This window comes from Streptomyces sp. NPDC087787 (assembly GCF_044743035.1).
Classification (GTDB): Bacteria; Actinomycetota; Actinomycetes; order Streptomycetales; family Streptomycetaceae; genus Streptomyces.
Genome location: NZ_JBIUVQ010000001.1, coordinates 518,349 through 531,065, shown reverse-complemented (window position 1 = coordinate 531,065; position 12,717 = coordinate 518,349). Strand labels below are relative to the sequence as shown.

At 71.0% G+C, this 12,717-nt stretch carries 10 protein-coding genes; 1 reads left to right on the top strand and 9 read right to left on the bottom strand.

Annotated features, from left to right (window positions below; genetic code table 11):
* Window positions 1–7 precede the first annotated feature (7 nt).
* Complete coding sequence (locus ACIOWN_RS02445) at window positions 8–949, bottom strand: TraR/DksA C4-type zinc finger protein (protein ID WP_401980234.1); 942 nt, start codon at window positions 947–949, stop codon at window positions 8–10.
* Between the two features lie 1,307 nt (window positions 950–2,256).
* Here ACIOWN_RS02445 and ileS point away from each other — a divergent pair.
* A complete protein-coding gene (gene ileS / locus ACIOWN_RS02440; RefSeq protein WP_362349307.1) occupies window positions 2,257–5,397 on the top strand; it encodes an isoleucine--tRNA ligase in 3,141 nt (1,046 codons plus the stop codon).
* Window positions 5,398–5,542: 145 nt separating this feature from the next.
* Here the strand turns inward: ileS and ACIOWN_RS02435 are convergent, their stop codons facing one another.
* The 8 genes from ACIOWN_RS02435 to murG form a co-directional block, all read right to left on the bottom strand.
* Entirely contained in the window at window positions 5,543–6,697 is a 1,155-nt protein-coding gene (locus ACIOWN_RS02435) for a DivIVA domain-containing protein (protein WP_401979898.1), read from the bottom strand.
* Between the two features lie 52 nt (window positions 6,698–6,749).
* Window positions 6,750–7,040 carry a YggT family protein gene (locus tag ACIOWN_RS02430; RefSeq protein ID WP_100569619.1) on the bottom strand — a complete coding sequence of 97 codons (291 nt, stop codon included), beginning with the start codon at window positions 7,038–7,040 and terminating at the stop codon, window positions 6,750–6,752.
* Window positions 7,041–7,091: 51 nt separating this feature from the next.
* Window positions 7,092–7,733 (bottom strand): cell division protein SepF, encoded by a 642-nt coding sequence (locus ACIOWN_RS02425; RefSeq protein WP_100569620.1) that lies wholly within the window; start codon window positions 7,731–7,733, stop codon window positions 7,092–7,094.
* Between the two features lie 127 nt (window positions 7,734–7,860).
* Window positions 7,861–8,580, bottom strand: a complete 720-nt coding sequence (locus ACIOWN_RS02420) for a YggS family pyridoxal phosphate-dependent enzyme (RefSeq protein ID WP_362349304.1) — start codon at window positions 8,578–8,580, stop codon at window positions 7,861–7,863.
* Window positions 8,581–8,586: 6 nt separating this feature from the next.
* Complete coding sequence (gene pgeF, locus ACIOWN_RS02415; RefSeq protein WP_362349302.1) at window positions 8,587–9,315, bottom strand: peptidoglycan editing factor PgeF; 729 nt, start codon at window positions 9,313–9,315, stop codon at window positions 8,587–8,589.
* The gene (gene ftsZ / locus ACIOWN_RS02410) at window positions 9,312–10,523 is read right to left on the bottom strand and encodes a cell division protein FtsZ (RefSeq protein WP_326802113.1); all 1,212 of its coding nucleotides are present in this window, start codon (window positions 10,521–10,523) and stop codon (window positions 9,312–9,314) included. Before ftsZ ends, pgeF begins: the two co-directional genes overlap by 4 nt.
* Before the next feature lie 278 nt (window positions 10,524–10,801).
* The gene (locus ACIOWN_RS02405; protein WP_362349300.1) at window positions 10,802–11,599 is read right to left on the bottom strand and encodes an FtsQ-type POTRA domain-containing protein; all 798 of its coding nucleotides are present in this window, start codon (window positions 11,597–11,599) and stop codon (window positions 10,802–10,804) included.
* Window positions 11,600–11,627: 28 nt separating this feature from the next.
* Window positions 11,628–12,716: an undecaprenyldiphospho-muramoylpentapeptide beta-N-acetylglucosaminyltransferase gene (gene murG, locus ACIOWN_RS02400; protein WP_362349298.1), complete on the bottom strand. Its 1,089-nt coding sequence runs from the start codon at window positions 12,714–12,716 to the stop codon at window positions 11,628–11,630.
* Window position 12,717 lies beyond the last annotated feature (1 nt).

Sequence of the window (12,717 nt, the reverse complement as noted above, 5' to 3'; positions counted from 1 at the left end):
ACCCGGTTCAGTACCGGCGTTCCTGCTTCTGCTTGCACTCCACGCACAGGGTGGCCCGCGGGAAGGCCTGCATGCGGGCCTTGCCGATGGGGTTGCCGCAGGTCTCGCACAGGCCGTAGGTGCCCGCGTCGAGCCGTTGCAGGGCCCGCTCGGTCTGGGTGAGCATCTCGCGCGCGTTGGCGGCCAGCGCCATCTCGTGCTCGCGGGTGATGTTCTTGCTGCCGGTGTCCGCCTCGTCGTCGCCCGCGCCGTCGCCGGAGTCCCGCATCAGGCCCGCGAGGGACTCCTCGGACGAGGTGATCTCGGCGCTCAGCCGCTCCATCTCGGACTCCAGCTCCGCGCGGGCCTCCGAGGCCTCCTCCAGGGTCCAGGGGTCCTCGCCCGGACGTACCGGGAGGTCGCCCGGATCCACCGCCGCGGCGATGCGTGCCTTGGGCACGGCGGTCTTGGCCGCCGCGGCCGTGCCTGGGGTCTTCTTCGCAACCACTGTCGTGGCTCCCGTCTGCTTCGCGGCCCGCGCCGCGCCCGCCTTCTTGGCCGTCCTCTTCCTGCCCGCACCAGCACCGGAGACACCAGGAGCCACCACATGCCCCGCACCGTCCCCGCCCCCCGCCCCGCCACCCCGATCGCGCACGGTCCCCCTGCTCCCCGTCCGCCCGGCCTTCCGGGTCCCCGGGCCCTCGACGGCAGCCCCGTCGGCCACCGACTCCTCACCGGCAGCGCCCACCGCCCGCCGAGCACCCTCTCGCCCCGCCTTACGGGTGGCCCGCTCCTCCTCGGCGCCCGCGCCCCCGCCGGAAGCCACCACGGACCCACGAGCACCCTTTCCGCCCGCCTTACGAGCGGCCTCCTTCCCGGTGGCCGCCCTCCTGGCGGCCGGCTTCTCGGCGGCGCTGTGGGTGCCCGCGCTCCCGCCGTCGGTGTGCTTGCCCCCGGGCCTTGCGGACACGGCGGGTCCGGCCACCGCCTCGGCGCCCGTTTCCTCGCCCGCGGCGTGCTTCTTCACGGCCTCTCGTGCGGCGCCCACGCCACGCCCGCCTGCCGCGCCACCATCGGCAGCGGCCTTCCCCGTGCCCGGCCGCCCGGCGGCGGCCTTCTTCACGGCTGTCCGGACCGTGCGCGCGCCCCTGCCGACGGCATCCGCCGCGGAGGGGCCCTCGGCCGGCTTCTCCCCTGCGTCCGGGGCCTCCGCGGGCTCCGGCCCGGCGGGGGGCTTCCGCGGCGTGGTCCGCTTGCCCGGGGGCTTCTTCGCCGTGGCGGCCCCGGAACGCGGCTCCGCGGCGGCGGGGCGCTTCTCAGGCGCCGCCCTGCCCGCCGCCGGCTTCTTCGCGGCGGCCTTCCGCGTGCCCTTCGCGGGAGCCGGCTGCGCCGGTTCCCGGGGCGCCGCCGTCCGCTCCCCCGCGGCAGCCGGTTCCTCCCCGGCCGGCCCCTGCCCGCGCCCGGCCGTGTTCGCCCTGTCCGTCGGGCCCCTGCGCCCGCGTCCGGCCGTCGGTCCGGCCTCGGCCGTCCGCTTGTGCTTCGGCGTGACCGGCTCCTTCATGGCCACCGCCTCCTTCGCGGCCCCGCCTGATGCCCTGGCCGCCGCTCGGGTGGTCTTCCTGGCCGCGCCGCCGGCGGCATCGGGGCCAGTGCCCCGGGACCTGCCGGACGCCGACTGCTCGGCGGTCTGCTTCGCCACCATGGCCGCGGCCCCTTCACATATTGTGATCTTGCTCGCGAATCGTGCTGGGACGATAAATCGACTCGAGTCCCGCGGCAACGGGGCACGCCGCCCGATTCGCCCGCCTCGCGCGGATCGCGCGGCCGGCATGCATGCGTTGTGCCCAGCTCGCCGCCACGTAATCCGACCAGCCGCACGTCCTACGATCCGGACGGCGCCGCCGCGCAACCGGGTCACCACCGGTCCGGAAATCGGTTCGGCCCCGGTCGCCGGGGCGCCGTACACTGGGCGGAGCGAAAAGCGTGGATGGGGACGAGTAGCGGCGTACGCAGCCAAGAGCGACCCGGGGACGGTGTGAGCCCGGGGGTGAGCGCGACGCGAAGATCACCCCGGAGCCGCCGGAAGAAAGCCCCCAGCACCGAGCCAGGGGCCGGTAGAACCGGTATCGCGACCTCAATGAGGGGGCTCGTCGGAGCGTACGGCGCACCGGTGGGCCAAGGAGGGTGGTACCGCGGGAGCGCGCCGCACACGGCGTGGACAGCTCAAAGGCTCTCGTCCCTCCGACGGAAGGCAGCACATCCGCCGGAGGAAGCTCGTTGAATACGCAGCCGCAGTACCGCCAGGTGCCCGCGCAGGTCGACCTGCCCGCCCTCGAGCACGCCGTGCTCGACTTCTGGCGTGAGCAGAAGATCTTCGCCAAGAGCCTGGAACAGTCCGAGGGCCGCCCCGAGTGGGTGTTCTACGAGGGCCCGCCCACCGCCAACGGCATGCCGGGCGCCCACCACATCGAGGCACGCGTCTTCAAGGACGTCTTCCCCCGCTTCCGCACCATGCGCGGCCACCACGTGGCCCGCAAGGCCGGCTGGGACTGCCACGGCCTCCCGGTGGAGCTGGCGGTCGAGAAGGAGCTCGGCTTCAGCGGCAAGAAGGACATCGAGGCTTACGGCATCGCCGAGTTCAACGACAAGTGCCGCGAGTCCGTGCTCCGCCACACCGACGCGTTCTCCGAGCTGACGACCCGCATGGGCTACTGGGTCGACCTCGACGAGGCGTACGTCACCATGGAGCCCGAGTACATCGAGTCCGTCTGGTGGTCGCTGAAGGAGATCTTCAACAAGGGCCTGCTGGTCCAGGACCACCGCGTCGCCCCCTGGTGCCCGCGCTGCGGCACGGGACTGTCCGACCACGAGCTCGCCCAGGGCTACGAGACGGTCGTCGACCCGTCCGTCTACGTCCGCTTCCCGCTCACCTCCGGTCCGCTCGCCGGCCAGGCCTCGCTGCTGGTGTGGACGACGACCCCGTGGACGCTGGTGTCCAACACCGCGGTCGCCGCGCACCCCGAGGTCACCTACGTGGTCGCGACCAACGGCGAGGAGAGGCTCGTCGTCGCCGAACCGCTGCTCGGCAAGGCGCTCGGCGAGGGCTGGGAGAGCACGGGCGAGACCTTCACCGGCGCCGAGATGGAGCGCTGGACCTACCGACGCCCGTTCGAGCTCGTAGAGTTCACGGAGCCGGCCCACTACGTGGTCAACGCCGAGTACGTCACCACCGAGGACGGCACCGGTCTGGTCCACCAGTCCCCCGCCTTCGGTGAGGACGACCTCAAGGTCTGCCGGTCCTACGGCCTGCCCGTGGTCAACCCCGTCCGCGCGGACGGCACGTTCGAGGACGACGTCCCGCTGGTCGGCGGCGTCTTCTTCAAGAAGGCGGACGAGAAGCTCACCGAGGACCTCGGCGAGCGCGGCCTGCTCTTCCGGCACGTGCCGTACGAGCACAGCTACCCGCACTGCTGGCGGTGTCACACCGCGCTCCTGTACTACGCGCAGCCGTCCTGGTACATCCGCACCACCGCGATCAAGGACCGGCTGCTCGAGGAGAACGAGAAGACCAACTGGTTCCCCGAGAACGTCAAGCACGGCCGGTACGGCGACTGGCTGAACAACAACATCGACTGGGCGCTGTCCCGCAACCGCTACTGGGGCACACCGCTGCCGATCTGGCGCTGCGAGGACGGCCACCTCACCTGTGTCGGCTCCCGAGCGGAGCTGTCCGCCCTGACCGGCACCGACCAGTCGGAGCTCGACCCGCACCGCCCGTTCATCGACGACGTCGCCTTCCCGTGCCCGCGGTGCGAGAAGACGGCCACACGCGTGCCCGAGGTCATCGACGCCTGGTACGACTCGGGTTCGATGCCGTTCGCGCAGTGGGGCTACCCGTACAAGAACAAGGAGCTGTTCGAGAGCCGGTACCCGGCGCAGTTCATCTCCGAGGCGATCGACCAGACCCGCGGCTGGTTCTACACGCTGATGGCGATCGGCACGCTGGTCTTCGACAAGTCCTCGTACGAGAACGTCGTGTGCCTGGGCCACATCCTCGCCGAGGACGGCCGGAAGATGTCCAAGCACCTGGGCAACATCCTCCAGCCGATCCCGCTCATGGACCAGCACGGCGCGGACGCGGTGCGCTGGTTCATGGCGGCCGGCGGCTCGCCGTGGGCGGCCCGCCGGGTGGGCCACGGCACCATCCAGGAGGTCGTCCGCAAGACGCTCCTGACCTACTGGAACACGGTCGCCTTCCAGGCTCTGTACGCCCGTACGTCGGCCTGGTCGCCCACCGAGGCCGACCCGGCCCCGGCCGACCGCCCGCTGCTCGACCGCTGGCTGCTCAGTGAGCTGCACGCGCTGACCGACCAGGTCACGCAGGCCCTGGAGGCGTACGACACACAGCGCGCCGGCAAGCTGCTGTCCGCGTTCGTCGACGACCTGTCGAACTGGTACGTCCGCCGCTCGCGCCGCCGGTTCTGGCAGGGCGACAAGGCCGCGCTGCGCACGCTGCACGAGGTGCTGGAGACGGTGACCAGGCTGATGGCGCCGATCACCCCGTTCATCACCGAGCGGGTCTGGCAGGACCTGATCGTGCCGGTGGTCCCGGGCGCCCCGGAGTCGGTGCACCTGGCCTCCTGGCCGGAGGCGGACCTCGGGGCGATCGACCCGGAGCTGTCGAAGCAGATGGTGCTGGTGCGCCGCCTGGTGGAGCTGGGCCGTGCCACGCGCGCGGAGTCGGGCGTCAAGACACGCCAGCCGCTCTCGCGCGCGCTGGTCGCGGCGGCGGGCTTCGAGTCCCTGGACCGGGAGCTGCACGCGCAGATCACGGAGGAGTTGAACGTCTCCTCCCTGGCGTCGCTGAGCGAGGTCGGCGGGTCCCTGGTGGACACCACCGCCAAGGCCAACTTCCGAGCGCTGGGCAAGCGGTTCGGCAAGCGGGTGCAGGACGTCGCCAAGGCCGTCGCGGGCGCGGACGCGGCGGCGCTGTCGCTGGCGCTGCGCGAGGGCACGGCGTCGGTGGAGGTCGACGGCGAGACGGTGACGCTCGCGCCGGACGAGGTGATCATCACCGAGACCCCGCGCGAGGGCTGGTCGGTGGCGTCCGACTCCGGTGCCACGGTCGCCCTCGACCTGGAGATCACGGAGGAGCTGCGCCGTGCCGGGCTGGCCCGGGACGCGATCCGGCTGATCCAGGAGGCCCGCAAGAACAGCGGCCTCGACGTGGCCGACCGGATCGCGCTGCGCTGGACCGCGACGGATCCGGCGACCATCGCCGCCCTGAGCGAGCACGCGTCGCTGATCGCCGAGGAGGTCCTGGCAACGGACTTCGCCCAGGGCGAGGCGGACGCCTCCTACGGCGCGCCCTTCACCGACGAGGGCCTGTCCCTGGCCTTCCGCCTCCACAAGGCGTGAGCCACCGGGGGACGGCGCCCAAGGGCGTCGCTCCCCGCACCGCTTGAAGGGGCGCCGCACACGGGAACGGCCCCGGAGGGATGTCCCTCCGGGGCCGTTCTCTCAGGCTGCCGATGCCTAGTCGTCAGAACCCTTCAGGGTTCCCTCAGTTGTCGTCCTCGTCGATCAGGAAGCCGCGCATGGGCGACGGCGCCTGACCCATCGGGGCCGGACCCTGCGGACGCACGGGGGCCATCGGCTGGGTCATCGCCGGGGCCATCTGCTGCTGACCGCCGTAGGACGGACCGGACGGGCCGGGCGCACCGCCCATCGGCTGCCCGCCGTAGGACGGGGCACTCGCGCCGGCCGGGGCCATGGAGGGCGCCGGGGACGGCGGCAGGGACGGGGCCGCGGGGGTGCGCGGCGGGGCGAGGGAGTCGTCGGCCTGCGTCTCCAGCTGGCGCAGCTGCGACTCCAGGTACGACTTCAGGCGCGTGCGGTACTCGCGCTCGAAGCCGCGCAGGTCCTCGACCTTGCGCTCCAGCGTGGCGCGGGCGGACTCCAGGGAGCCCATCGCGACGCGGTGCTTCTCCTGCGCGTCCCGCTCCAGGGCGTCGGCCTTGGCACGGGCGTCACGCTCCAGACCCTCGGCACGCGAACGCGCCTCGCCGACGATCTTGTTGGCCTCGGAGCGCGCCTCGGCGATCGCCTGGTCGGCGGTCTGCTGGGCCAGCGACAGGACGCGCGCGGCGCTGTCGCCACCGGGACCCTGACCCATCGGACCGGGACCCTGGCCCATCGGGCCGGGACCCATCTGGCCCTGCATCGGGTTCTGCATCTGACCCTGCATCGGGTTCTGCATCTGACCCTGCATCGGGCCTGGACCCTGACCCATCGGACCGGGACCCATCTGGCCGGGACCACCGGGACCCTGGGGACCCTGACCGCCCGGCCCGGCCGGAAGCTGCGGAGCACCGCTGGGCAGCTGGGGCGGGCCACCCATGGGGCCGCCCATCTGCTGCTGCGGCGGGCCCGATATCCCGGCGGGCACAGGCGCGCCGGGACCTCGCATGCCCTGCTGCTGAGGATGCGGTGGCTGCTGCTGGTCCTCCGGAGGCTTGCGCATGTTCTGCTGGTTCTGGGCAGCAGCGCGCGTGGCCGCGGCCAGCTTGGCGCGCAGGTCCTCGTTCTCGCGGAGCAGTCGGGTCAGCTCGGCTTCGACCTCGTCGAGGAAGGCATCGACCTCGTCCTCGTCATAGCCTTCTCGGAGGCGGACGGTCGTGAACTGCTTGTTCCGCACGTCCTCGGGGGTCAACGGCATCTCTTCACCTCAACGTAGTCATCGGCAGTCGGCAAGACCGTATCGTCCACAGTCACGTCGCGAGGTTCCCCACGAAGTAGATCAGGATGTAGACGATGATCATCAGTACGAAGAAGGACAGGTCGAGCGCCACGCCCCCGAGACGCAGCGGCGGGATGAACCGCCGCAGAAGCTTCAGCGGTGGATCGGTGACAGTGTAGGTGGCCTCCAGAACGACCACCATCGCCTTGCCGGGTTGCCACGAGCGGGCGAACTGGAACACATAGTCCATGACCAGCCGGAAGATCAGCACGATGAGGAACACCGTCAGCGCGATGTAGAGAACCTCCATGGCCACACGCATGATCGGTGCTTCCCTCTCCCCTGTTCCGTGCCTGTTCTACGGTGTTGCGTCTCAGCTCTGGTTGAAGAACCCGCCCTCTGCGATGCGGGCCTTGTCCTCCGCCGTGACATCGACGTTAGCAGGCGACAACAGGAACACCTTCTGCGTCACCCGCTCGATACTGCCGTGAAGACCAAACACCAGACCGGCGGCAAAGTCGACAAGTCGCTTCGCGTCTGTGTCATCCATCTCAGTCAGATTCATGATCACCGGGGTGCCCTCACGGAAGTGTTCCCCGATGGTACGGGCCTCGTTGTAGGTCCGGGGGTGAAGTGTGGTGATCCGGTACGGCTCTCGTTCCGACACGACCTTGGGCATGATCACCGGTGCGTTCTTCTCCAGGCTTGCGCGGTCTTGTGTGATGGACGCCACGGGCGCGATGCGCGCCGGGCGCCCGGATTCCGCCGGGAGCGAAGCGGAATGCGACACCGGTTCGCGGGGCGCCGGAGGCTGCGCCACTCGCACCGGTTCATCCCTTTGGGGCTGATGTGCACCATGCGGCTGGTGCGGCGGATCGTGCCGTCGGCGGTCCCGCTCGGGTTCCGGGTCCAGCTCGGGTTCGAAGTCGTCATCGGGGTCGAATCCCCGGCCGTCGTAGCCATCGTCCTCCACGAGGCCGAGGTAGACCGCCATCTTGCGCATCGCGCCGGCCATGCTCTGAGTCCTCCGCTCTGTGGTGGATCCGCTGACGACCGCCAAGTGCCCGCGATCCACGAGGTCGTTGCGCCCCGTTGGGCGATATTGACCATATTTTCTGCTGTGGTCCGACTTCTTGGCGACGTTACCCGAGCCTGGGGCGGACTCCGAGTACCGCGCTGCCGACGCGCACATGTGTCGCCCCGGCGGCCACGGCCTGTTCGAGGTCCCCGCTCATCCCTGCCGAGACCATGGTGGCAGCCGGATGGACAGCGCGCAGGTCGGTCGACAAATCCATGAGGCGCTCGAACGCGGCCTGTTGCCGGCCGGCGTACTCCCCGGTCAGCGGGGCGACGGTCATCAGTCCGTCGAGGCGCAGCCCCTCGGAGCGGGCGACGAGGTCGGCCAACTCTTCGATTCCGCCGGGCCCCACACCCCCTCGCTCCCCGCGTCCGCTCTCCCCCGCGTCGAGGGCCACCTGGATGAGGCAGCCGAGCTCGCGCTCCGCCCGCACGGCCTCCCTGGAGAGCGCGGTGACGAGCCGGGAGCGGTCGAGTGACTGGACGACATCGGCGTAACCGACCACGGATCGCACTTTATTGGTCTGAAGTTGACCGACAAAATGCCACGTCAGAGGCAAATCAGCACACTCGGCGGCTTTGGGCGCCGCCTCCTGGTCACGGTTCTCGGCGGTGTGGCGCACGCCGAGTTCCGACAGGATCCGTACATCCGATGCCGGGTACGTCTTGGTGACCACGACGAGGGTCACCTCCTCCCGTGCCCGGCCCGCGGCCGCGCACGCGGCGGCGATACGCCGCTCCACCTTCGCCAGGTTCGCGGCGAGTTCGTTCCTACGGTCCGTCATGCCCCATCAGTCCAGCCAGACATAGCCCGCGAGCCGACCGGTGGTGCGGTCGCGGCGGTACGAGAAGTGATCGCCCGACTCCCGCGTGCACACCGGCGACTGCTCCCGGTCGTGCACCCCGAGGCGCTCGAGCTGCGCGTGCACGCCGGCGCTCACGTCGACGGCCGGCGTGCCCCAACTGGTCTCGGCGTACGCCGCCGGTTCGATCGCGGCCACCTCGGCGCGCAGGTCCTCCGGCACCTCGTAGCACCGGCCGCACACGGCGGGTCCGGTGCGGGCGGTGATGCGGTCCGGCCGGGCGCCGAGCGACTCCATCGCGTCGACCGCGGCCGGGACGACCCCCTTGATCATGCCGGGCCGCCCGGCGTGCACGGCGGCGGCCACACCGGCCACCGGGTCGGCCAACAGCACCGGAACGCAGTCGGCGGTGAGCACGGCGAGGGCGAGCCCGCGGGTCGCGGTCACCAGTCCGTCGACCGGCGGGGTGAGCCGCGTGGTCCACGGCCCGTCGACCTCGGCGATGTCGTTGCCGTGCACCTGGTTCATCCAGACCACCCGGTCCGGGTCGAGTCCGAGCGAAGTGGCGGCCAGGTCGCGGTTGGTGCGTACCGCGCCGGGGTCGTCACCGACCGCGCCGCCGAGATTGAGCTCCTCGTACGGAACGGCGCTCACCCCGCCCCACCGGTCGGTGAAGGCGAAGTGCGCGCCGCTCACGGTGTCGCGCCCACCTATCACTTGAGGAAGTCCGGTACGTCCAGCTCCTCGGCCGCGCTGTCGGAGTAGCTGCGCGGCGACGGCGTGACGGGCGGGGTCACCGGCGGAAGGTCCTGCACCGGCTCGGGGGCGACGGGCTCCGGCTCCTCCTTCGGCGTCACGCTGCCGAGCGAGCCGAAGGTCGGGCGGCTCTCGGGCTGCCGCACCGGGGTGGGCTCCTCGCGGCGGGCCGGGGGCGGGGCGGAGGCCGAACCGAGGACGTTGTCCCGGCGGGCCGGAGGCTGGCCGCCGTCGAAGCCGGCCGCGATCACGGTGACCCGGACCTCGTCGCCGAGGGCATCGTCGATGACCGCGCCGAAGATGATGTTGGCCTCGGGGTGCGCCGCCTCGCTGACGAGCTGGGCGGCCTCGTTGATCTCGAACAGACCGAGGTCGCTGCCGCCGGAGATGGACAGGAGCACGCCCCGGGCGCCGTCGATGGAGGCCTCGAGGAGGGGAGAGGAGATCGCCATCTCGGCCGCGGCCACCGCGCGGTCGTCGCCGCGGGCCGAGCCGATGCCCATGAGCGCCGAGCCGGCCTCGGACATGACGGACTTGACGTCGGCGAAGTCCAGGTTGATCAGGCCGGGGGTGGTGATCAGGTCGGTGATGCCCTGCACACCGGACAGCAGCACCTGGTCCGCGGACTTGAACGCGTCGAGCACGCTGACCTGGCGGTCCGAGATGGACAGCAGCCGGTCGTTGGGGATGACGATGAGGGTGTCGACCTCTTCGCGGAGCTCGGCGATGCCGTCCTCGGCCTGGTTCGCGCGGCGCCGCCCCTCGAAGGTGAACGGGCGCGTGACCACGCCGATGGTGAGGGCACCCAGCGAACGTGCGATGTTGGCCACGACGGGCGCGCCGCCGGTACCGGTGCCGCCGCCCTCACCGGCCGTCACGAAGACCATGTCGGCCCCCTTGAGGACCTCCTCGATCTCCTCACGGTGGTCCTCGGCGGCCTTGCGGCCGACAGCCGGGTTGGCCCCGGCGCCGAGTCCGCGCGTGAGTTCGCGGCCGACATCGAGCTTGACGTCGGCGTCGCTCATCAACAGCGCCTGCGCGTCGGTGTTGATGGCGATGAACTCGACGCCCTTGAGACCGACCTCGATCATCCGGTTGATGGCATTGACACCACCGCCGCCGACACCGATGACTTTGATGACTGCGAGGTAGTTCTGCGGTGCTGCCACGTCGAAGGCCTCTCGCCTCGAGTTACGTGTCGCCGCCTCGCGGTCCTGCCGCGATCCGACGACTGATGCCGAATGGGACGGTCCGAACGCCGACCCGAACCCTAACCCTGAAGTTTAGGGTTACCAGTGTGTCTGTTCCCTGAAGTCTTCGGAACAGGACACTAAGTCGACAAGTGGCGCCCGTTCAACGAACACGCCGAACCTCCCGTTTTTCTTTTCACCCTATGTGATCAGCCATAGCGCCGCCCAACCAGGGTGTTGGCCTGCGCAGATGTGCGTCAACTCCCGGATGACGCCGGGGCGGTGGGAACCCTGACGTCGAAGTGCCGTGCTCCGGGGGCCGCTTTCATCAGCGCGGTCAGGGTGCGGGCCTTCAGCCGGCCGTTCTCGCTGCTGCCCCAGGCGACGGTGCGGCCGCCGCTCAACTCCAGTGAGATGTCGTCGTAGGTACGGACCTTGACGACCCGGGTCTCATGGGCGACCGCGGCGGGAATCCGTCCGGCGACCGCGACCGCCTCGCGCACCAGCCGGTCCTCGCCGAAGCGGCGCAGGCTCGCGGCCGCCCTGCTGGAGCGGGAAAGCGACAATTCCAGCAGGGGCACGCCTTTCGGCACATGTGAAACCGTGGCGAACCGGACACCCTTCGCGTCCACTTCGACGAACTTCCCGCCCTTTTCCTCCACCATGACCGGAGTGCGCTCGACCACTTTCAGTCCGATTCCGTGGGGCCATGAGCGCACCACGTCGACCGAGTCAATTCGGGGCAATTCACGGCGCAGCCGGGCCTCGACCGCATCGGTGTCGACGGAAATCAACTGTGTTCCGAGCCGCACTCCGGCGGCGGCCCGCACCTGAGCGGGCGTCAGGACCGTCGCGCCGGAGACGGATACGCGCTCCACACGCGTCCACCGCGAGCCGTACAGCACCCACAGGGAGCCGGCGCAGAGGCAGACCAGGGCCAGCGAAAGGATGATGATCGTACGAGGGCGCAGCCGTCTCAGCCGGCGGACCAGAGGCGGGCCGGACGACGACTCCTGCTGGCGTTCACCGCGCTCCGCGGTCGTCGCTCCGGCCACGCTCTCAAGCCCTTCCGTGCATACGGTCCTAGCGGTGCGAGGCGATGGCCTCGTACACCATGCCGACGAGCAGCTCGTCGGCGTCCCGGCGACCGAACTCCCCTGCGGCGCGGGACATCTGGTACAGCCGGTGCGGATCGGCGAGCACGGGCAGGACGTTCTGCTGCACCCACTCGGGGGTGAGTTCCGCGTCGTCGACCAGCAGTCCGCCGCCGGCCTTGACCACCGGCTGGGCGTTCAGCCGCTGTTCACCATTGCCGATGGGCAGCGGGACGTAGGCGGCCGGGAGCCCGACGGCGGAGAGTTCGGCGACGGTCATCGCGCCGGCGCGGCAGAGCATCATGTCGGCCGCGGCGTACGCGAGGTCCATGCGATCAAGGTAACTTACCGGGATGTAGGGCGGCATTCCCGGCATCTGCTGCACCTGGGGCAGGTCGTTCTTCGGGCCGACCGCGTGCAGGATCTGGATGCCGGCCTGCTGGAGCCAGGGCGCGACCTGCTGGACCACCTCGTTGAGGCGGCGGGCGCCCTGCGAGCCGCCGGAGACCAGCAGGGTGGGCAGGTTCGGGTCGAGCCCGAACGCCGCGCGGGCCTCGGGGCGCACGGCCGCCCGGTCCAGGGTCGCGATGGCACGGCGCAGCGGGATGCCGATGTAGCGGGCACCGCGCAGCTTGCTGTCGGGCGTGGAGACGGCGACCTGGGCGGCGTACCTCGAACCGATCTTGTTGGCCAGCCCCGGCCGGGCGTTGGCCTCGTGGATGACGATGGGCACACCGAGCCGCTTGGCGGCCAGGTAGCCGGGCAGGGCGACATAGCCGCCGAATCCGACCACGGCGTCCGCCTTGGTGCGCTCCATGATCTGCTCGGCCGCCTTGATCGTGCCGCGCAGCCGTCCCGGAACGGTGATCAGCTCCGGGGTGGGTTTGCGCGGCAGCGGCACCGCCGGGATGAGCGCGAGCTCGTAGCCCCGCTCGGGTACGAGCCGGGTCTCCAGGCCGCGCTCCGTGCCCAGGGCCGTGATCCCCACGGTCGGGTCCTGCCTGCGCAGGGCGTCCGCGAGGGCGAGCGCGGGCTCGATGTGGCCCGCGGTACCTCCGCCGGCGAGTACGACATGCACC

Excerpts from the sequence above, each read along its gene's own strand:
- ACIOWN_RS02425 (WP_100569620.1), bottom strand. The coding sequence starts at position 7,733 with ATGGCCGGCGCGATGCGCAAGATGGCGGTCTACCTCGGCCTCGTGGAG.
- ACIOWN_RS02430 (WP_100569619.1), bottom strand. The coding sequence starts at position 7,040 with ATGCGTGTGGCCATGGAGGTTCTCTACATCGCGCTGACGGTGTTCCTC.
- ACIOWN_RS02420 (WP_362349304.1), bottom strand. The coding sequence starts at position 8,580 with ATGACGGACCGTAGGAACGAACTCGCCGCGAACCTGGCGAAGGTGGAG.
- ACIOWN_RS02435 (WP_401979898.1), bottom strand. The coding sequence starts at position 6,697 with ATGCCGTTGACCCCCGAGGACGTGCGGAACAAGCAGTTCACGACCGTC.